The organism is Salinicola sp. 4072 (assembly GCF_036663415.1).
Classification (GTDB): Bacteria; Pseudomonadota; Gammaproteobacteria; order Pseudomonadales; family Halomonadaceae; genus Salinicola; species Salinicola salarius_A.
Map to the genome: position 1 here is coordinate 37,000 of NZ_JAXOVV010000006.1, position 20,273 is coordinate 57,272.

General features: G+C 63.8%; 15 protein-coding genes. 5 read left to right on the forward strand and 10 right to left on the reverse strand.

Translation table 11 applies throughout. The features are described 5' to 3' along the window. Nucleotides 1-674 precede the first annotated feature (674 nt). Complete coding sequence (rne, locus tag R3F72_RS06410) at nt 675-4,316, forward strand: ribonuclease E (protein ID WP_332779218.1); 3,642 nt, start codon at nt 675-677, stop codon at nt 4,314-4,316. A gap of 170 nt (nt 4,317-4,486) precedes the next feature. On the opposite strand, the gene murB is transcribed toward rne, so the two are convergent. The 7 genes from murB to R3F72_RS06445 form a co-directional block, all read right to left on the reverse strand. Then, the gene (gene murB / locus R3F72_RS06415) at nt 4,487-5,527 is read right to left on the reverse strand and encodes a UDP-N-acetylmuramate dehydrogenase (protein ID WP_087719820.1); all 1,041 of its coding nucleotides are present in this window, start codon (nt 5,525-5,527) and stop codon (nt 4,487-4,489) included. Further along, on the reverse strand, nt 5,527-6,021 hold the full coding sequence (locus tag R3F72_RS06420; protein ID WP_087719821.1) for a low molecular weight protein-tyrosine-phosphatase: 495 nt from the start codon (nt 6,019-6,021) through the stop codon (nt 5,527-5,529). The genes murB and R3F72_RS06420 overlap by 1 nt, the downstream gene beginning before the upstream one ends. Further along, nucleotides 6,018-6,806: a 3-deoxy-manno-octulosonate cytidylyltransferase gene (gene kdsB, locus R3F72_RS06425; RefSeq protein ID WP_087719822.1), complete on the reverse strand. Its 789-nt coding sequence runs from the start codon at nt 6,804-6,806 to the stop codon at nt 6,018-6,020. The genes R3F72_RS06420 and kdsB overlap by 4 nt, the downstream gene beginning before the upstream one ends. After that, nucleotides 6,803-7,003, reverse strand: a complete 201-nt coding sequence (locus tag R3F72_RS06430) for a Trm112 family protein (RefSeq protein WP_170835899.1) — start codon at nt 7,001-7,003, stop codon at nt 6,803-6,805. The genes kdsB and R3F72_RS06430 overlap by 4 nt, the downstream gene beginning before the upstream one ends. Nucleotides 7,004-7,207: 204 nt before the next feature. Beyond that, nucleotides 7,208-8,221 carry a tetraacyldisaccharide 4'-kinase gene (gene lpxK, locus R3F72_RS06435; protein WP_332779219.1) on the reverse strand — a complete coding sequence of 338 codons (1,014 nt, stop codon included), beginning with the start codon at nt 8,219-8,221 and terminating at the stop codon, nt 7,208-7,210. Continuing rightward, the gene (msbA, locus tag R3F72_RS06440) at nt 8,218-9,957 is read right to left on the reverse strand and encodes a lipid A export permease/ATP-binding protein MsbA (protein WP_332779220.1); all 1,740 of its coding nucleotides are present in this window, start codon (nt 9,955-9,957) and stop codon (nt 8,218-8,220) included. The genes lpxK and msbA overlap by 4 nt, the downstream gene beginning before the upstream one ends. Nucleotides 9,958-10,237: 280 nt before the next feature. Beyond that, nucleotides 10,238-12,565: a DNA internalization-related competence protein ComEC/Rec2 gene (locus R3F72_RS06445; RefSeq protein WP_332779221.1), complete on the reverse strand. Its 2,328-nt coding sequence runs from the start codon at nt 12,563-12,565 to the stop codon at nt 10,238-10,240. Nucleotides 12,566-12,688: 123 nt separating this feature from the next. Here R3F72_RS06445 and R3F72_RS06450 point away from each other — a divergent pair, with 123 nt between their 5' ends. After that, nucleotides 12,689-13,219, forward strand: coding sequence for a DUF2062 domain-containing protein (locus tag R3F72_RS06450; RefSeq protein WP_332779222.1), 531 nt, complete (start codon nt 12,689-12,691; stop codon nt 13,217-13,219). Nucleotides 13,220-13,350: 131 nt separating this feature from the next. Here the strand turns inward: R3F72_RS06450 and R3F72_RS06455 are convergent, their stop codons facing one another. Continuing rightward, complete coding sequence (locus R3F72_RS06455; RefSeq protein ID WP_087719827.1) at nt 13,351-14,067, reverse strand: ABC transporter ATP-binding protein; 717 nt, start codon at nt 14,065-14,067, stop codon at nt 13,351-13,353. Next, nucleotides 14,060-15,301 carry a lipoprotein-releasing ABC transporter permease subunit gene (locus R3F72_RS06460; RefSeq protein ID WP_332779223.1) on the reverse strand — a complete coding sequence of 414 codons (1,242 nt, stop codon included), beginning with the start codon at nt 15,299-15,301 and terminating at the stop codon, nt 14,060-14,062. The genes R3F72_RS06455 and R3F72_RS06460 overlap by 8 nt, the downstream gene beginning before the upstream one ends. Nucleotides 15,302-15,564: 263 nt before the next feature. Here R3F72_RS06460 and R3F72_RS06465 point away from each other — a divergent pair, with 263 nt between their 5' ends. From R3F72_RS06465 to R3F72_RS06475, 3 genes are all read left to right on the forward strand, one after another. Continuing rightward, complete coding sequence (locus tag R3F72_RS06465; RefSeq protein WP_332779224.1) at nt 15,565-16,617, forward strand: agmatine deiminase family protein; 1,053 nt, start codon at nt 15,565-15,567, stop codon at nt 16,615-16,617. A gap of 67 nt (nt 16,618-16,684) precedes the next feature. Beyond that, nucleotides 16,685-17,584, forward strand: a complete 900-nt coding sequence (locus R3F72_RS06470) for a carbon-nitrogen hydrolase (protein WP_332779225.1) — start codon at nt 16,685-16,687, stop codon at nt 17,582-17,584. Between the two features lie 212 nt (nt 17,585-17,796). Then, nucleotides 17,797-18,732, forward strand: coding sequence for a DNA replication terminus site-binding protein (locus R3F72_RS06475; RefSeq protein ID WP_332779226.1), 936 nt, complete (start codon nt 17,797-17,799; stop codon nt 18,730-18,732). A gap of 144 nt (nt 18,733-18,876) precedes the next feature. On the opposite strand, the gene sthA is transcribed toward R3F72_RS06475, so the two are convergent. Then, entirely contained in the window at nt 18,877-20,268 is a 1,392-nt protein-coding gene (gene sthA / locus R3F72_RS06480) for a Si-specific NAD(P)(+) transhydrogenase (protein WP_087719831.1), read from the reverse strand. Nucleotides 20,269-20,273: the final 5 nt, after the last annotated feature.

A 20,273-nucleotide genomic window follows, 5' to 3' on the forward strand; every position in this document is an offset into this window, starting at 1 on the left:
ACTGTTATATTGCGAGCTCACTCGGTGGGCGCTATGCCCATTCAGGCGCCAGCCACTGAATACGCTGGCCGAAGTGAAAAAATGTCTCGATCTTCCAGAGAGTTAACGAAGCCTACCGCTCACGGCTGCTGGAATGATCAAAACACGTTTGGAACGCCAGACCCCGACTCGACGGCGCGACTGACAGTCTCAGTTCGCCAGACTCGCGGGAAAATCCACAGGTACCAGTGGAAGGCGTCGCCGAACCGAACAATGCCAAGTGATATGAACGGCAGTCTGCAGGACCGGATGCGCCAACGAAAAAGCGCACCGTGACATGTCCTGCCACCGTTTCGTACTCGACCCATGTTCGTGTAGCACCCGATAAAAGCAGGTAACGACAGCAAAGATGTAATGGCAATGAGCAGGCACGTTACTGGGCTCGACGAGCGTCGATCCGAACTCGCATCGATGGGCATTTCGTGCCACGTGACAAGCGATTTTCGGACCTCCTCCTCGAGTCCCTGACGCGGGTTTCGCACGTATTACACGTTGAACTCGTTCTGACACACGCCGCGCTTGTTTGCCCTGCCGGGTCGCTTCACCCATGTGCGCGAGCACAGCACGACCGCTAGCGGTTCGTCGTCGCCGATTGCAGCACGCCTTCCACCGGCACGCTCAATTAGCGAGACCGTATGAAAAGAATGCTCATCAACGCGACACAGCCCGAAGAGCTGCGCGTCGCGCTCGTCGATGGACAACGCCTTTACGACCTGGACATCGAATCCGGTGCCCGGGAGCAGAAGAAAGCCAATATCTATCGGGGCAAGATCACCCGCCTCGAGCCCAGTCTCGAAGCGGCCTTCGTCGATTTCGGCGCAGAGCGCCACGGCTTCCTGCCGCTCAAGGAGATCTCTCGCGAGTATTTCTCCAAGGAGCCGTCAGGCCGGCCGAACATCAAGGAAGTCCTGAAGGAAGGCCAGGAAGTCATCGTCCAGGTCGACAAGGAAGAGCGCGGCAACAAGGGCGCGGCGTTGACGACCTTCGTCAGCCTGGCCGGTCGCTTTCTGGTACTGATGCCCAACAACCCTCGCGCCGGCGGCATCTCCCGTCGCATCGAGGGTGAAGAGCGCAGCCAGCTCAAGGAGGCCATGGGCCAGCTGACGCTTCCCGACAAGATGGGCGTCATCGTTCGCACCGCGGGCATCGGCCGCTCGCCGGAAGAGCTTCAGTGGGACCTCGACTACCTGGCGCAGGTGTGGGACGCCATCACGACCGAAGCGGTCAAGCGGCCGGCCCCCTTCCTGATCTACCGCGAGTCGAACGTCATCATTCGCGCCATGCGCGACTACCTGCGCCAGGATATCGGCGAGGTGCTGATCGACAGCAAGGATGTCCACGAGGAAGCCCTCAGCTTCATTCGCCAAGTCATGCCGTCCTACCAGCAGAAGATCAAGTTCTACACCGACGACGTACCGCTGTTCTCGCGCTTCCAGATCGAATCCCAGATCGAGACGGCCTATCAGCGTGAGGTCAAACTGCCCTCCGGCGGCTCGGTCGTCATCGATCATACCGAAGCGCTGGTTTCCATCGACATCAACTCGGCACGCGCCACTCGCGGCGCCGATATCGAAGAGACCGCCCTGCAGACCAACCTGGAAGCGTCCGACGAGATCGCCCGTCAACTGCGTCTGCGGGATATCGGCGGCCTGGTCGTCATCGACTTCATCGACATGTCGCCCGCGCGCAATCAGCGCGAAGTCGAGAATCGTGTGCGTGATGCACTCAAGCTCGACCGCGCACGCGTCCAGATAGGCCGTATCTCGCGCTTCGGCCTGATGGAAATGTCGCGTCAGCGTCTGCGCCCCTCTCTCGGCGAGACCAGCGGCGTCGTCTGCCCCCGCTGCGATGGTCAGGGCACCATCCGCGACGTACGTTCCATTGCGCTGTCGATCCTGCGTCTGATCGAAGAAGAGGCAATGAAGGAGCGCAGCGCCCAGATTCGCGCCATCCTGCCGGTACCCGTGGCGACCTATCTGCTCAACGAGAAGCGCAACGTGCTCTCCGACATCGAGCGCCGCCAGGACGTCAAGGTTCTGCTGCTGCCGAATCCGGAAATGGATACGCCGCACTACGAAGTTCAGCGTTTCCGTGATGACCATGTCTCCGAAGACGGTGACGACATCAAGTCGAGCTTCGAGCTTTCCGTCGACAGCGAACTGCTCAAGGAGCCGGAGACGACGCTCGCCAAGCCGATTCAGCGCACTCAGGCCGCCGTGCAGACCGTTCAGCACACGGCACCTGCCCCGGATTCACTCCACCAGGAGCCGGAGCCGACCCAGCAGGCACCCAGCGTACCCAGTGCACCGACGCCGTCCCCCGCGACTTCTCAGCAGGGCCAGAGTTCTGGCGGCCTGCTGCAGCTCTTCCGAGGTCTGTTCGGACGTCATCGAGCCGATGAGGAAGTTTCGAAGCCGAACGGCACAGCCAGCCAGCGAGGCCAAAGCGCCAATAGCGGCGACCAATCGACGAGCACGCCCCGTGGCGGCGCCAGCGGCAACAATAATGGCGCGGGCAATTCACGCCCATCGCGCTCGCCCTCACCGAAAAACGATCGTGACGGCGGCGCCAAGCGCAACGACGGCAATGCCAAATCCGCCGACAACGCTCGCAGCGACAGCAATTCCCGGAACGACGGCAACGGTCGCAACGACAACGGCAACCGTCAGGGCAATAATCGTCGGCGCCGCGGTCAGGACGACCGTCAGGGTCAGCACCGTCAGCCGCGCCAGGATAATCGACAGGAGAGCCGCCCGGACAACCGCGGTAGCGACAAGGTCGAAAAAGCCGACAAGGCCGAACAAGCCGACAAGACCGCTAACGATCGGCGTAACGACACCTCGAAGCCCGAGAGCAACAAACCGTCCAGCGACATCAAGCCTTCGCGCACCGAGACACGCGAGACGGCACCAGTCGCCGCGACGGAGGCCGTCGACAGCAAGCCGAAGCGCACGCGCAACAATCCGCGCAATCGCTCGCGCAAGCATGCGCTGAATCCGGCGGCGGTCGAAGAGCAGCAGCGTCTGCAGGCCGAGGCGCCGACGGATACCAGCGCGACCGAGGCAGCGGCACCGACCACAGCCGCCGACGCGGTCGAAGCCAAGTCCAAGGCAGTCGAAGCGAAGGCAACTGACGAAGCGAAGGCGACTGACGAAGCGAAGGCGACTGCTGAGCCCAAGGCAACCGGCGAAGCCAAGGCGACCGACAAGGCGGAGACGGCTGCTGAGGCCAAGGCGACCGACGAGGCGAAGACGAACGCCGAGACTCAGGCCTCCACGGCACGGCAGTCGTCGACCCAGGACGACAAACCCACGGCCACGCCTGCGGCTCCCAAGGCAGATACGAAGGCGGATACGAAGCCTGTTGAGCAGCCGGCCGCTGCCGAAAAGCCACAGGCTGACCAGACCGCCGCGGCGCCGAGCAAGACTGCCCAGCGACAGGAAGCAGCTGCCGACAAGGCGGACGCCACCCCGACCGTCAGCCAGCCGACGAGCGCAGCTGCCGATGTTGTCGAGACGACGGCGGAATCCGCCGAGCGCCCCGCAAAAACGTCAGCCACTTCGCCGAGCGACGATAAACCCGATGTCGCGACCAGGACGACCGCTGACGACGTCAAAGCCGAAGCGCCCCGCCAGGAGGCTACGGCGGCACAAGCGAGCGAATCCTCTTCGTCGGAGACGACAGCCGAGCCCAAGCCCGTACAGTCTCGTGAAGAGCCGTCTCGTGAAGAGCCGTCTCGCGAAAAATCGCCTCGTCAGAAGCGTGACCGCACGCCGCAGCCGGAAAAGGCGGCATCCACGGCCGCTGACAGCGTATCGAACGCCGACGTACCGGCGGCCGCCGCTGAAGGCGCGATTCCTGGCGAGACGAACGAGCCGGTTGCGGAGTCGAAGTCAGCGGCCGAGCGCGAAGCTGGCGTAGAAAAGGCCCAGGAAGCGCCAGCAACGCCGGTTGCAGGCACGACCATGCTGTCTGCCGTGCCGGCTTCATCCGAGGCCCAGGAGCAGGCACCGGCTTCCGCGACCGCCAGCGCCGCAGCGCCCGAGCCGGCGACACCGGACACGGCGCCCAGCCAGGCCGAAGCCGGCGATCATCAGGCAGCAGCTGCGACATCCGACAACGCTGAATCCAGCGAGCCGGCATCGACAGCCAGAACGCCGAGTGCCGACGCTTCCGGCGAAGAGAGCAGCAGCGAGCCACGCCGGCCGCGTCGTCGTCGGGCCCACAACGACCCGCGCGAAAAGCGTCGTCGCGAGTCCGGCCAGAACGATAGCTGATCGTCAACGACAGCTGCCGTAGAAAGCGAAAAGCCCAGACAATATTGTCTGGGCTTTTTCTTGGCCGCTCGCCAGCGCCTGTCTCGAGGGCCTAACGTCTTCCCGAAGGCCTAACGTCTTGTCTCGAGGACGTTATCTCTCTCGGCCATTACGCTCTGTCATCACCCCCGCTAACCGATCGACCGCGCCCCGACCCAGCGCGGCTCACGCTCCAGCGTCACCTCGAATCGGGCATGAACGGTCTCGACGATCTGGTCGGCAAAGGCCAACAGCCCTTCCAGCGTCCCGCCTCCGAAATGAACCAGTACCAGAGCCTGGCGATCATGAACGCCAAAACTGCCTTGTCGATACCCTTTCAATCCACACTGATCGATCAGCCAACCCGCGGCCAGCTTCACCCGCCCATCCGGCTGCGGATAGTGCGGCATCGACGGCATCTGTGACAACAGGTGAGAAGCCTGAATCCCGGAGACGAACGGGTTCTTGAAAAAGCTGCCGGCGTTGGGCGTATGTGCCGGATCGGGCAGCTTCTCACGGCGTATGGCACAGACAGCCGCGAAGACATCCCGTGCGCTTGCAGGCGCGGCCACATGCTCACTCAGCGCACCGTAATCGAGCTTGGGCGCGGGGCGCGAGGAGAGCGTCAGGCCAAGCCGGGTAATGACGACCTGATTCGCCAGCTCGCGCTTGAACACACTATCGCGATAGCCCAGCTCGCAAGCCTCGCGTTCCAGGCGATGCCGCCTACCGTCCCGCCGGTCCACGAGCTCGACCCAATCCAGCACGTCGGCGATCTCGACACCGTACGCGCCGATATTCTGGATCGGCGCGGCGCCGGCCAATCCGGGAATCAAGGCGAGATTCTCGATCCCCCATAGCTCACGCTCGACACAGGATTCGACCAGCGCGTGCCAGCCGACCCCAGCGCCCACTTCGACATGAACCGCATTGCCGCGACCCGGCGCGAACGATACGCCTTCGAGATCCGCACACAGCGTGAGCCCTTCGATCCGACGTGGCAACAGCACATTGCTGCCGCCGCCCAGCACCGTCATCTCCCAGCCGTGCTCGTTGGCCAGTTGCAGCCCTTGAACGACCTCACCTTCGGTCCGGGCGCGCCAGAAACGCGCTGCCCGGCTGGGTAGCGCCAGCGTATTGGCGTCGGAAAGATCATGATCGACCTCCAGATCGTCAACCTCGCCTTCCCGCATCAGAGGATACCCAGCCGCTGACGCAACGATGCCACGACGCCTTCCACAGCGTCTTCCAGCTGATCCAGCACCTGCTGAAACCCGGCTTCGCCGCCGAAATAGGGGTCCGGCACGTCCTCGTCGAGCTGCCCGGCATAATTCAGCAAGCGCGATACGCGAGCACGGCTGTCAGCCGGCTGCAGCGCGAGCGTGCGCTCGAGATTGTCGCTGTCCATCACCAGGATCTCCTCGAACCGCTCGAAGTCCTCGACGGTCAACTGCCGCCCGCGCAATTCACCGAGGTCGATGCCTCGATCGGTGGCGGCCCGAAGCGCACGCGGGTCCGGCGGCTGGCCCACGTGCCAGGCGCCGGTACCACAGGAGTCCACCGCCACGCGATCCGCCATGCCTTCTTCCTCCAGGCGCTTCCTCAGCATGCCTTCGGCCGTCGGTGAACGGCAGATATTGCCCATGCAGACGAACAGGATTCGCCATTCGGGACGCGAATCGCTCATGCCTCGCTCCGCTTCTCGTCACTACGTTGTGCAAAATACTGACGCACGCGCTCCAAGTCTTCCTGCGTGTCGACACCGCCGGGCAGCGACGACGTGACCGTTGCCACCTGAATGAGATGACCGTGCTGCAGCGCTCTCAACTGCTCGAGCTGCTCGAGCTGCTCCAGCGGCGCCGGCTGCCAATTGACATACTCGGCCAAAAATCCGGCGCGATAGGCGTAAAGACCGATATGGCGCAACCAGGCATCCGTCTCCAGCAGCGTCGGCGGCTGCGTCTTCCAGGCGTTGCGATCCCAGGGAATCGGCGCCCTCGAGAAATAGAGCGCCCGCCCCGTCAGATCGGTGACGACCTTGACCACGTTGGGATTGAACAGCGTATCCACGTCATGGATCGGCTCGGCCAGCGTCGATACGGACGCCCGGTCGTCCGCCGCGAGCCGCGTGGCGACACGGTCGATTGCGCTGGCTGGCAGCAGCGGCTCGTCACCCTGCACATTGACGACGATGGTCTCGTCGGGCAATTGCAGCCTGGCGGCCACTTCTGCCAGGCGATCGGTGCCCGAAGGGTGGTCGTCGCGAGTCATCACCACCTCGGCGCCGAATGCCTGCACGGTCTGCTCGATGCGGGCGTCGTCGGTGGCGATCACGACGCGCGAGGCACCGCTGTCATTGGCTCTCATCCACACGTGCTGGATCATGGGCAAGCCGTCGATGTCCATCAGCGGTTTGCCCGGAAGGCGGCTGGAGCCGTACCGAGCCGGAATCACCACCACGAAATCATTCATGGTGCTGGCGCTGCCTTGCCGAGCTTCTCCTCGGTCGACATCACACGGGCTTCATTTTCCAGCATCACCGGGATCCCATCTCGAATCGGATAGGCCAGCCCGCTGACCGAACTCTTGAGCTCCTGACGCTCGCGATCGTACGTCAGTTCACTATGGCTGACCGGACAGATCAGCATTGCCATCAATTCCTTATCCATGATTCTTCCTTATCAACGATGCCTGTGTACGCCACCACGAGCCAGACGAAACCGACTCGTGGAAATCTGCCACCATGATCGCGCCATCGGCGCCTGCATGCCAGAGGGGCCTATATGCCAGAGGAGTCTGTTTGTCAAAGTGACCTAGGTATCAGGGTGGCCTGAATGCCAGAGCGGCCTGGATGTCAGAGATAGAAAAAGCATCTAGGATCGCGCCCAACCCTCGGCTCGCTCGGCCCACCATTCGGTGAAGGCCGGTTCGGGTGCTGCCTCGACGTCCAGCACCCAGCAACGATCGTCGGCGAAGCCGGCACATTTGACCGCATCCTTCGCGGTCATGACCACGACGCTCGGGGCAGCGGGCAAATCGGCAGCGGAGAACTGGTGATGATCGCCGAACGCGATTCCTTCATGAGGCACGCCCAGTGCCCCGAGCGTGTCGAAGAACCGTCGCGGATGCCCGATCCCCGCCAGGGCCGCAACGGGACGATCGAGCCCGAACGGCGGCTGCTCGACCGGATAGCGCTCGCCGCTGGTCAGGTGACGCCATGCCGTCGGCACGAGCGTCATCGAAAAGCGCGGGACGCCTTCGCCGTCGGTGTTGGCAAGCGATGCCGTACCGCCATTGCCGATCAGCGCGTCGACGTCTGCCAGGCGCTGCAGCGGTTCCCGCAGGGGGCCTCGTGGCAGACAGTGGCGATTGCCGAACCCTCGCACGCCATCGACGACGACCAGCTCCAGCGATCGCCCCAGGGCGTAATGCTGCAGACCATCGTCAGCGATCAGAATGTTGCAACGGGAATGTTCAATGAGCCAGCGTGCCGCCCGCGGCCGATCGGGATCGACAGCCACCGGCGCGCCGGTCTGCTGCGCCAGCATCAACGGCTCGTCACCGCTCTGCGCCACGGGCGTCTGGCCCGTCACCGCCAGCGGGTACGATGAGGCCTTGCCGCCGTAACCCCGGGAGACGATGCCCGGCCGCCAGCCATTGTCCGTCAGCCAGCGCACCAGCCAGGCAACCAGCGGCGATTTGCCGGTGCCTCCCACCGACAGATTGCCCACGACGACCACCGGGACCGACGGTTGCCAGATCTCGCGGCGACCGTCGCGGTAGGCCTCGCGGCGACGCACCACGGCCTGGCGGTAAAGCGCTTCCAGCGGCGCCAGCAGCGTCAGCCACCGCGATCCGCGATACCAGGCGCGCTCGATCGGCGTCACGCCTCCTCCTGGAACTGCAGCTGATAAAGGGAGGCGTAGGCGCCACCCTTTTCCAGCAGCTCGGCGTGGGTGCCGCTCTCGATGAGATTGCCCTGATCCATCACCGCGATGCGATCGGCGCGCTCGATGGTCGATAGGCGGTGGGCGATGACGAACGTGGTGCGATCACGGCAGACGACTTCCAGCGCCCGCTGGATGTAGCGCTCGGATTCGGTATCCAGCGCCGAGGTCGCCTCGTCCAGAATCAGTACCGGCGCATCCTTGAAGATGGCTCGCGCGATCGCCAGGCGCTGGCGCTGGCCGCCGGAAAGCATGACCCCGTTATCGCCGACCAGCGTGTCGTACCCTTTCGGCAGTTGTTCGATGAACTCGTGCGCGTAGGCGGCTCTTGCCGCGGACTCGACCTGCTCGCGGCTGGCGTCAGGCACGCCGTAGGCGATGTTGTCGGCGATCGTGGTGTTGAACAACGTCACCTGCTGGGAGACCAGCCCGATCTGCTGGCGCAGCGGCGACAGCTGGTACTCCTGGATATCGATGTCATCGATCAGAATGCGCCCGGCGGTCGGCCGGTAGAACCGCGGCAGCAACCCCATCAGCGTCGACTTGCCGCTTCCCGAACGCCCCACGATCGCGACCATCTGGCCCGCGGGCACGTCCAGATCGATGCCCTTGAGCACTTCCGGCTGGTCTTCGTCATAGGCGAAGCGCACACCTTCAAAGCGCACGCGCCCTTCCAGGCGAGTCGGCAGGTACTCACCCTCGTCTTTCTCCGTCGGCCGACTCAGCAGGCCAAAAAGCTCCTGCGAAGCCGAGAGCCCTTTCTGGATGATGCTGTTGACGTCGGTCAGCGACCGGATGGGCTTGGCCATCAGGGACGCGGCGGTAATGAAGGCGACGAACTCTCCCGGCGTCATCGCATTCATCAGCTCCGGCGCCATCGCCAGCCACACGAGCCCCGCCAGCGCCAGCGCCACCAGCAGTTGGATGACCGGCGTGCTGGTCGCCTTGGTCATCGCTTCCTTGATGCTCTGCTCGCGGTTGTAGTTGCTCGCAGCTTCGAAACGGCGTTTCTCGTACTCTTCCGCCCCGTGCGTGCGCACCACGCGATAACCGGTCAGCGCCTCGGAGGCGACGTGCGTCACATCACCCATGGAATTCTGGATGCGCCGCGAGATCTTGCGGAAGCGCTTGCTGGTGTAGCGCACCACGAGCCCGATCAGCGGCGTGACGCCCATGAAAATCAGCGTCAGCAACCAGTTGGTCCAGAACAGGTAGCCGATCAGACCGATCACGAACAGGCCTTCCCGCAGGATGATCGTGATCGCGTTGGTGGCCGCCCCTGTCACCTGCTCGACGTGATAGGTCACCCGCGAGATGAGATGACCGCTGGAGTGCATGTCGAAGAAGCGACCGGGCAGGTGCAGCATGTGGTTGAAGACGTCGCAGCGCAGTTTGTGCACCACGTTACGCGCCACGTTGCTCATGAAGTAGGTGCCCAGGAAGGTACCGATGCCGCGGGTCGCGAACATCCCGATCACGAACAGTGGCAGAAAGTAGCGAAAGGCGGCATCCGGCTGCTGAATCCCGTCGATCAGCCGCTTCATCATCTCCGCCAGTGCCGTGCTCGAGGCGGCATAGATGGCATAACCGACCACGGCGAGGGCGAAGGAACGCCATTCCACGCGGACGTATTCTAGGAGACGTCGATAGAGTGCCCAACTGGAAGCTTGTGACACGGTAACTCCGTTCGACTGGAAAAAGGTCAGGCTCCCGACGCCGCGCATACCGACCGGGCAGAACGCCGGGTGGACGGATTCCTGCGACGGCTTATTCGGCCGTTAGAGCCCGTTCACGACCTCGCGAGCCAGAACCAAACCAGGAGAAAACGCTTGAGGAAAAGACCGGGCTCGCGCACAAGTTTGCGTAAGCTTGAATGAGTCTTCCGAAGTCGTTTTCAGCGGCGCCTGGCCGACGCGAAGCAGATGGTGAACAGGCTTTCACGCAACTCGGGGGCATTCAGGGGCTGGATTCTACCCCATCATCCGCGCCGTCGACAGCCGACCGGCGCGACCAGCCCGGATATCGTTGTGCGTGGACGGTGACGCTGGCCGGAGTCAGGACAACGCGGACGGCGCCATCGTAGGCGGTGTTCCAGACTCGGCTGCCGACGTCGACGAACCGCTGGACGACCGAGGGCGCCGGATGACCGAACGGATTGCCGCGGCCGCTGCTGAAGATAACCTCGGCAGGCCGCGTCGCCACCACCAACGCTTGCGACGAACTGGTGGCACTACCGTGATGGCCGGCCACCAGTACATCGAGTGGGCGCGATCCCGCTGGCCCGCTCTCCAATGCCTCGATGAACCCGCGCTCCCGCTCCATGCCGGCGTCACCGGTGATCAGTACTCGGCGTGCTCCCAGGGTGACCAGCAGTACGCAGGAACGGTCGTTGGCATTCGAGGCAATATCGCCGGCAGGCGGGGACAGGAACCGCCAGGAGGTTCCATCGTCCCGCCAGCCGCCGCCCGCCTCGCAAGGCCGCGATGGCAATGGCAGATCGTTGCCACGTGGCGCCCACCAGCGCTCGACGCGATGATCCTGGCGCAGCGCGGCGATGCCGCCCGAATGATCGTTGTCGCTATGCGTGACGATGACATCGTCGAAACGTTGTCCGGCAGGCCACAGCAGGCTCGCCGGCATGAAACCCGACCCGAAGCGCGGCCCGGTATCGACCAGCACGCGCCGGTCACGGGTCTTCAGTTCGACCAGTTGCCCCTGGCCGACATCATAGACCGTGACCATCAACTCTCCCCGATCCAGGCTGGGCGGCCGAAGCAGCAGTACCAGAATCAGCAGCGACGGACAGGCCCACGCTCGCGTCATGCGAGTCACGCCCGGCAGCAACCAGAGCAGCCCCCACAGCAGCAGCGCGACGGCGACCGGCCAGCACCACCAGGGGCTCGGCGTCCAGAGCGGCAGACTGTCGGCGGCCTGCGCGAGGAGATCGGCCAATCCATTGGCCAGCTGATCGAAGGGCCACCATGCCCAGCTGGCCAACGGTGGCCAGATCGCGAACAGCCAGCCGACGAATCCGAGAGGCACCATCAGACTGCTCACGAGCGGAACCGCGACCAGGTTGATCAACGGCGCCAGCGGCGACAATCGTCCGAAGGCGAGTAATACCGACGCTGCCATGATCGGGGCCAGCAACCACTGACTGCGCAGCAGCGCGAGGCACCACCCTCGCCCTCCTGAAGGTCGAGGCCGACCCGACCAGGCGAGGATCAGCACGGCAACCGCCGCGAAGGACAGCCAGAGTCCGGGGCGCCACGGCGCCAGCGGGTCGGTGACCACCACGAGTCCCAGCGCCAGCCACCAGGCCTGCCACCAGCCGGGCGCATGACGACCGCTCGCCGCCCACAGACCGATCGCCGCCATGATCGCCGCCCGTACCGCCGGTGGCCCGAAACCCGCCAATCCCGCATAGGCGAAGGCTGCCAGCCCGGCTCCCAGCCACGGCCAGGCCGTCATCCGCCAGGACAACGGCTGCAAGACCCGCGCCACGCGTCTCAGCAGCCACAGGCAGAGCGCTGCCACGAGCCCGATGTGGAGCCCCGAGATGACCATCAGGTGGGTCGTGCCGGTCGCGTTCAGCAAGTCCCAGTCATCGTCGTCAAGACGCTCGTCGGCACCCAGCGTCAGTGCCGCCAGCCAGCGTCTGCCCAGTGGCGAGATATCGGCGGCGTCCAATAGGTCGAGAGCAGCCTGACGCAGCGAGAAACGAGCTGTGCTCAGCCTTTCCGGCGAGTCGTCGCGAATATAGCCCAGCGCCTGGATCCCTTCCCGCCAGAGCCAACCGCCATAATCGAAGGTGTCTGGATTGGCGAACCCCAGCGGCTGGCGCAGACGAGCCGTCAGCTGCCAGCGCTCCCCCTCCTGAAGCGCGGGCGCGTCATACCAGGACAGCCGGAGCCGGGTACTGTCGGGACAGAAGTCGCCGGGAGCCCTGGGCTCACAGGCCTCCACCTCGAAGCGAAAGCGTGTCCGACGCGGATCGACATCCAGCCCATGGATTCGGCCCGTCAGCCTGAAGTCGTGCCCGGCGAGCGATGCCGGAAATTCCCCCGCACGCTGCTGCCCAACCTGATGCGCGCAGCTCAGGAAGGCCAGAACCGCCAGTACGCCCCACAGCGAGCGCCGCCACAGCGCAACCGCCAGCAGCGAGGCGGCGGCCGTGACGGACAGGATTCCCAACAGCGATTCACCCCCGCTTCGATACCCGACGAGCGAGCCGGCTATCGCCGCCAGGGCCAGCGGCATCGCCCAGCCTGGGCGTCTCGCCAAGGCGGAGACCCGCCTTGCGGCGTCAGTCGCCGTCAACGTCGGCATTCCCGATAAACGGACTTAACATGGCGGGGCCTTGAGGTTGTATGGATAATGGGCCTTCTTCGTTCAGCGAGCGGCCTCATGTCTCGTCGATGGTTACAACGCTACATTCCCAGCCAGGAGAGGCTACAGCGCACTCGCTCTTTGCGTTTCATGCACCATATGCTGGGCGATCCGGCGATGTGGGTGCTATCTCGTCATAGCGTTGCCAACGCCTGCATGGTCGGCCTGTTCGCCGCCATGCTGCCGATCCCGTTCCAGATGCTGCTGGCCGCCTTTGGCGCCTACTGCTTCCGCGGCAACCTGCCGTTGTCCGTCAGTCTGGTCTGGCTGACCAATCCGCTGACGATGCCGGTAGTCTTCTACTTCAACTACCGCGTGGGGGCATGGGTGCTGGACTACCCGGCCCGCAAGGTGCCGGATCACATCACCACGATGTGGATCGCCGAACAGATGGCGCACATCGTCCTGCCGCTGGCGGTCGGCTCGGTGATCGTCGGCCTGGTGCTGGCCATCGTCAGCAACGTTCTAGTACGGCTCATCTGGCGCTTCCAGATCTACCGCAGCTGGCGACGGCGCGCCAGGCACCGCCAACGCCGGCAAAGACACTGAGCCCCACTCCCCGCTCGCTCCGACTCCTCCAGCCCGCGACCTTTCCTTCTTCGATTCACTTCACGAAGGCGCAAAAAAAGCCGCCCTGGACTATTGATCGTCCAGGGCGGCTTCAGCTTTAGCCGGCGATGTCAGACGGCGGTCAACTGGCCTCTGTCCAGACGCATCGTGCGATCCTGATGCGCCGCCAGCGACATGTCGTGGGTGACCACTACGAACGCACAGTCGGTGGTCGCCGCGAGCTCGTCCATCATGGCGAGGATGTTGGCCGCCGTGGTCTGATCCAGGTTGCCGGTCGGCTCGTCCATCAATACCAGACTGGGATTGGTGACCAGCGCCCTGGCGATGGCCACGCGCTGGCGCTCGCCGCCCGACAGCTCGCCCGGCTTGTGGGCTCCACGTGGCGCCATGCCGACGCGATCCAGCAACTGCAGGGCCTTGTCGACGGCGACTTTCCGGGTCTGACCGCGAATGATCAGCGGCAGCGCGACGTTCTCCGCCGCGGTGAACTCCGCCAGTAGATGGTGGAACTGGTAGACGAAACCGATATAGCGGTTACGAAAGCTGCCCAGGGCCGCCTCGCCCAGCCCCGCCAGCGATTGGCCACCGATGACGACCTCGCCGGCCGTGGGCCGGTCGAGCCCGCCCAGCAGGTTGAGCAGCGTGGTCTTGCCGGAGCCGGAACTCCCGACGACGGCCACTCTCTCCCCCGCTCTCACCTGCAGGTCCAGATGATCCAGCACGGTGAGATCCTGCGGGCCTTCGCTGTAGGTCCGCGTGAGTTGGCGGCAGTCGAGCATGATGTTGTCTCCGCTGGCAGACGATGACCGGAAATTGGCTTCACTCATAACGCAGTACCTCTGCCGGCTGGATACGCGCCGCTCGCCAGGCCGGATAGAGCGTCGACAGGAAGGTCAGTCCGAAAGCGCTGGAGACGATCACGCCCAGGTCGCTCATCTCGAGCCGCGAAGGCAGGTAGCTGATGAAATAGACGTTGGGATCGAGGAACTGGATACCGGTAACGGCCTGGACCCAGGCAATGATGTCGGACACCGTCAGCGCCAGGATCACGCCGGCAATCACGCCGATCACGATACCGATGATGCCGATCGCCAGCCCCTGCACGACGAAGATCCCCATGATCGACTTCGGCTTGGCGCCGATGGTGCGCAGGATGGCGATGTCCGCATGCTTGTCGGTGACCACCATGACCAGCGTCGAGACGATGTTGAACGCGGCCACCGCGACGATCACCATCAGCAACAGGCCGATCATGTGCTTCTCCATCTGGATCGCCTGGAACAGGTTGCCGTGGGTATAGGTCCAGTCCATGCCCCGATAGCCGGCGCCCAGATTCGAGACGATGTCTCGGGTCACCGGCCCCGCCTGGAAAAGATCGTTGAGCTCCAGCCGCAGCCCGTCGACCTTGTCGCCCAGACGGGCAAGCGTCTGCATGTCTTCGATATTGGCATAGGCGAGGTTGGCATCCAGGTCGGCGCCGACCTTGAAGATTCCGCTGACGGTGAAGCGCTTCAGGCGCGGGAACACGCCCCCGGGCGTGATCGATGCCTCCGGCACCAGCAGCGTCACCCGGTCACCCACGCCGACGCCGAGATTGCGTGCCAGCAGCGAGCCGAGCACGACATGCCAGCTGCCGGCCGAGAGATCGCCGAGGGTGCCGGCCTGCATATGCTGATCGATGATCGAGACGTCACGCTCGTATTCCGGCTGAACCCCGGTGACCATGGCGCCCTGGGTTCGCCCGCTGGCCGAGAACATGCCCTGCTGCTGCACGTAGGGGGCCGAGGCGACGACATCCCTGTGCTGGTCGACCTTCTCGGCCAGCGCTTTCCAGTCCTGCATGCCGCCCTGCTGTTCGATGCGGGTATGCGGCACCATGCCGAGCACGCGAGTGCGCAACTCGTGATCGAAGCCGTTCATGACCGACAGCACCAGGATGAGGACAGCGACCCCCAGGGCCAGGCCAAGCATCGACGTGAGCGATATGAAGGAGATGAAGTGATTACGTCGTTTGGCCCGGACGTATCTCAGGCCCACCAGAAAGGGTAAACGGTCGAGCATCAGGTTGGATTCCTTGTCAGCAGCGGCTCATGTTACGGGTTTTGTCGGTTCCCGAAAACGCCAGATTGTCGGGCGACCTTCGGCTTGCCAGCGGCGTCGCCCACGCTACACTGGCGCTCACCGGAAAGCGGTAGCGAGCGCCGTCGTCGCTGCGTCGAGACGACGCGCGACTCCTGCTTGCATCGCCGCGATCAGGCTCTACAATGCCGCGTCCCCGACATCGGCTCTGACGCACATCGGCCCTTATGCGCAATGGAGACACCATGACCCTGCGTCTGTTCCCCGAATGGCACCCTCAGGATGCCATTCAACTGACCTGGCCGACCCCGACCAGCGATTGGGCACCGTTGCTCGAGCATATCGAGGCAACGCTGGAAGCGATGGTCGTAGCCATCACTCGCTATCAGCCGGTGCTGGTCGTCGTGCATGACGAGCCTCAGCGCGAACGCCTGGCGGCGCGTTTCACCGCGCTGGGCATCGACACCCGGCGCTGGCATCTCGTCGTGGCACCGAGCGACGATACCTGGGCCCGGGATCACGGCCCGATCGCCATCGAGCGCGATGGTCGCCTGACATTGCTCGACTACGTCTTCACCGGATGGGGTGGCAAGTTCGCCGCCGAACGGGACGACGCCCTGACTCGGGCGCTGGCATCCCAACAGGTATTCGCAGCACCGGTCGAGCCACAGATGCTGATACTCGAAGGCGGCGCCATCGACACCGACGGCGAAGGCACGCTGCTCACCACCAGCGCCTGCCTGCTCAATCCCAATCGCAACCCGGACCTCGACCGCGACGCCATCGAGACCTGCCTGGGCGAGCAGCTCGGCGTCTCCCGCGTGCTATGGCTCGAGAACGGTCATCTCGAAGGCGACGATACCGACAGCCATATCGACACTCTGGCGCGCTTCTGCGACCCGGCGACGATCGCCTACGTGCGTTGTGACGATCCCCAGGACCCGCATTACGAGGCCTTGGCGGCGATGGAGAACGAACTCAAGGCGCTACGCCGCGAGGACGGCTCGCCCTATCGCCTGCTGGCACTTCCCTGGCCCAAGCCCTGCTTCGATCCGGACGACGGCCACCGCTTGCCGGCGACGTACGCCAACTTCCTGATCATCAACGGCGCCGTCCTGGTTCCGACCTATGGCGATGCCGCGGATTTCCAGGCACTCAAGGTCATCGACGGCGCCTTCCCCGGCCGCGACGTGATACCGATCGACTGTCGCGCCGTCATTCGTCAGCATGGCAGCCTTCACTGCCTGACCATGCAGTTGCCACGCGGATCGCTCAACCCCTCGCTATCCTTGGGCTGAGTGGAAACCTGAGGCGAGAAGCCGAGTCAGTAAAGAGCCGGTTCGAAATACAGGTTAAGGAGAGATCATGTCCAGAACGCTAAAGGTCGGCCTGGTCCAGCAGCAAGCCTGGCCAGACAAGCAGCGCAGTCTCGAAGCGAGTGAAGCCGGTATCCGCGAGCTCGCCGCCCAAGGTGCCGAACTGGTACTGCTGCAGGAACTGCACGCGACACACTACTTCTGCCAGTGCGAAGATACCGAGCTGTTCGATCTGGCCGAGCCCTTAGATGGTCCGACCGGCCAACGGCTCGCGACCCTGGCCCGCGAGCTGGATATCGTCATCGTCGGCTCGATCTTCGAACGCCGCGCTGCGGGGCTCTACCACAACACCGCGATCGTGCTGGACCGCGCCCGGGGCCGCGTCGGTCATTATCGCAAGATGCACATTCCCGACGACCCCGGCTTCTACGAGAAGTTCTACTTCACGCCTGGCGACGAAGACGCCAAGCAGGGCTTCGAGCCGATCGATACTTCCGTCGGCCGCCTCGGCGTGCTGGTCTGCTGGGATCAGTGGTATCCGGAAGCGGCTCGACTGATGGCGTTGGCGGGCGCGGATCTTCTGCTTTACCCCACCGCCATCGGCTGGACGCCTTCCGACGACACGGCGGAGAAGCAGCGCCAGAAGGACGCCTGGACCCTGATCCAGCGCTCTCACGGTGTCGCCAACGGCTTGCCGGTCATCGTCGCCAACCGGGTCGGCCACGAGCCCGATCTCTCCGGCGTCGGTGAAGGCATCGACTTCTGGGGTGGCAGTTTCGTCTGCGGGCCCCAGGGCGAGCTGCTGACCCATGGTGGCGAGGAAAGCCAGAACCTGTTGGTGGAGGTCGACCTGCTTCGCAGCGAAGATGTCCGCCGCATCTGGCCTTACCTGCGTGACCGACGGATCGACGCCTACGGCGACCTGACCCGCCGCTATCGCGACCGCTGACCGTGATCGTCGCCGCTGCCATCGTTCCGGCGATGGCAGCGGCGCAAGACGGTCGATTGTCTAGACGACCGCCCTTTCTAAATGACCGCTCTCTCTGGACAACTGTTCTCTCTGTATGGCCACTCCTTCCCTGTCAGAGGAAATTTCGCCCATCAGTAGACGCGCTGGAAAAGATAACGGTATAAAACAGTATCTATCTTCAAGGGAAGATCATGGAACTGCAGTATCGCTTGCTGGCCGAGCTGGAATCCGATTTCGATCGTCTGATCGAGGCCGTCGAACAGCTGGCAACAGCCTACGCCAACAATCCGACACCCGCTTGGGCATTGGGCGAGACGACAGTCGATGCACAATGGCTACGCCGCGCACTGACCGACTTCTGGTACCAGGACGGACAGGACGGCCGCGAAACACGCAATTACATCGGCCTGGTCGTCGCGGGGCCGGCAATCATGGAAGCCGTCCAAACGGTCAATCTCGGCAAGGCGCAGTTCGCCGCAACGCTGAAACGCATTCGCCAGTCCGCCCCCCGACTCATCCCCGAGGTCAAGGCCGTGCTGCCTTTCCGGCATCCGGTACTGCATGATCATCTGCGTGGCCAGGGGCTCGCTAGGCTTCATCTCAAGCAGTGCTGGCGCCAGGTGCCTATCGCCGACGCGCCGTTATCGCGGATCAGGCTGGCTTGGTACACCAGCGGCCGCTCGATCAAGCGAATGAGCGTGGCCGACGCAGAAGCCAGGTTGAAGCAGATGGACCTGTCGGCGTCTCATATCCAGATCCAGTTGCGCAAGCTCGCCGACATTCCGGACGGCGAGCCACTGGCGCAGATCCAGCAGCAGGCACCGGTGATGCGTGCCAATCTCTTCTTCCGCGAAGCGCTGGCGGACGGGCGAATGCGGCGCGCCATGAACCTGCCCTTGCCGCTGTTCATTCCGGACCCGGCACTGAAACTGCCACATCTCAACGACCCGCCGATACGGCCGCCGGCAACACGAACCCGTGCACGCCGTTCCGATCAGCGACTGGAGGACGATGTCTTCCTGAAGAGCTTGCGCATCTACCGCTATCGCAACCCGGCGCTGGAGATCGCGCTCGACAAACAGCGCGAGCAAGACGCCGTCGACGGCAGCGACGATTCGGAAGTCTGACCCCGCTCAGCACCCTATGGCGCAACGCGGATTGGCAGCATCTCCCACCCTGCAGAAAACGAGACGCCAGAAACGCCGTCGCCCCTGAGTCGCGAAGCCTCGATGACAAGGCTGCAATTCAGGGGCGAACGACGACCAGGCCACTCAGAAAAGTCGGTTCAAGCCGTTCTGGGCAGCGATTCGATACGCTTCGGCCATGGTGGGATAATTGAACGTCGTATTGATGAAGTAGCGCAGCGTATTGGCCTCGCCCTTCTGCTGCATGATCGCCTGACCGATATGCACGATCTCGGAGGCCTGGTCGCCGAAGCAGTGGATCCCCAGGATCTCCAGTGTCTCGCGATGGAACAGGATCTTGAGCATTCCCGCCGTGTCGCCGGTAATCTGCGCGCGCGCGGTATCCTTGAAGAAGGCCTGGGCGACCTCGTAAGGCACCTTGGCTTCGGTCAGCTCCCGCTCGGTCTTGCCCACGGAGCTGATCTCGGGAATCGTGTAGATACCGGTGGGAATGTCATCGACGAAGCGGAATTCCTCGCCGAGAAATTCGTCACTGGCGCTGCGTCCCTGGTCGTAGGCCGCACTCGCCAGGCTCGGCCAGCCGATCACGTCACCCACCGCGTAGATGTGCGGAATCTGGGTACGGTAGTGGCCGTCGACCTGCAGCTGACCACGGCCGTTGGGCTCGAGACCGATGTTCTCGAGGCCGAGTTCATCGGTATTACCGGTACGTCCGTTGGCCCAGAGGAAGGCATCGGCGCGAAGCCGCTTGCCGGACTCCAGGTTGACCACCACGCCAGCCTCGTCGCCCTCGACGCTACGATACGCTTCGTTGTGTCGAATCAGCACACCGTTGTTGCGCAGCTCATAGGAGAGCGCATCGCTGATCTCGTCATCGAGGAAGGAGAGCAGGCGCTCGCGGGTGTCGATCAGATCGACCTTGACGCCCAGGCCGGAGAAGATGGAAGCGTACTCCGAGCCGATCACGCCGGCACCATAGATGATCAGTGTCCGCGGGGTATGCGACAGCCCGAGAATGGTGTCCGAGCAGTAAATCCGCGGATGGCGGAAATTGACGTCGGCCGGACGATAAGGCCGTGACCCGGTGGCGATCACGAATTGAGGAGCAGTGAGCTCTTCCGCGCCTTCGTGATTGTCCCGCACGACGACCGTATGTTCGTCGCGAAAGCGTGCCACGCCGAAAAACAGATCGATGCGATTGCGAGAGTAGAACTTGGTACGCAGTTCGACCTGCTGGTCGATCGTCACGCGAGAACGCTCCAGCACCTTGGGAAACGAGAACCAGCGCGGCTCGCCAATATCACGGAACATGCGGTTGGTATTGAACTGCATGATCTGCTTGACCTGATGTCGCAGCGCCTTGGAAGGAATCGTTCCCCAATGCGTGCAGTTGCCACCGACGGACGACTGCCGTTCGACAATGGCGACGCGCTTGCCATGTTTCGCCGCATTGATCGCGGCGCTCTCACCCGCGGGTCCCGAGCCGATGACCACGACGTCATAGTTGTGAACTGCCATTTGCT

Excerpts from the sequence above, each read along its gene's own strand:
- R3F72_RS06455 (WP_087719827.1), bottom strand. The coding sequence starts at position 14,067 with ATGAGTGAAGCCAATTTCCGGTCATCGTCTGCCAGCGGAGACAACATC.
- R3F72_RS06450 (WP_332779222.1), top strand. The coding sequence starts at position 12,689 with ATGTCTCGTCGATGGTTACAACGCTACATTCCCAGCCAGGAGAGGCTA.
- R3F72_RS06470 (WP_332779225.1), top strand. The coding sequence starts at position 16,685 with ATGTCCAGAACGCTAAAGGTCGGCCTGGTCCAGCAGCAAGCCTGGCCA.
- R3F72_RS06430 (WP_170835899.1), bottom strand. The coding sequence starts at position 7,003 with ATGGATAAGGAATTGATGGCAATGCTGATCTGTCCGGTCAGCCATAGT.
- R3F72_RS06460 (WP_332779223.1), bottom strand. The coding sequence starts at position 15,301 with ATGCTCGACCGTTTACCCTTTCTGGTGGGCCTGAGATACGTCCGGGCC.
- R3F72_RS06420 (WP_087719821.1), bottom strand. The coding sequence starts at position 6,021 with ATGAGCGATTCGCGTCCCGAATGGCGAATCCTGTTCGTCTGCATGGGC.
- kdsB (WP_087719822.1), bottom strand. The coding sequence starts at position 6,806 with ATGAATGATTTCGTGGTGGTGATTCCGGCTCGGTACGGCTCCAGCCGC.
- rne (WP_332779218.1), top strand. The coding sequence starts at position 675 with ATGAAAAGAATGCTCATCAACGCGACACAGCCCGAAGAGCTGCGCGTC.
- R3F72_RS06465 (WP_332779224.1), top strand. The coding sequence starts at position 15,565 with ATGACCCTGCGTCTGTTCCCCGAATGGCACCCTCAGGATGCCATTCAA.
- sthA (WP_087719831.1), bottom strand. The coding sequence starts at position 20,268 with ATGGCAGTTCACAACTATGACGTCGTGGTCATCGGCTCGGGACCCGCG.
- murB (WP_087719820.1), bottom strand. The coding sequence starts at position 5,527 with ATGCGGGAAGGCGAGGTTGACGATCTGGAGGTCGATCATGATCTTTCC.
- R3F72_RS06475 (WP_332779226.1), top strand. The coding sequence starts at position 17,797 with ATGGAACTGCAGTATCGCTTGCTGGCCGAGCTGGAATCCGATTTCGAT.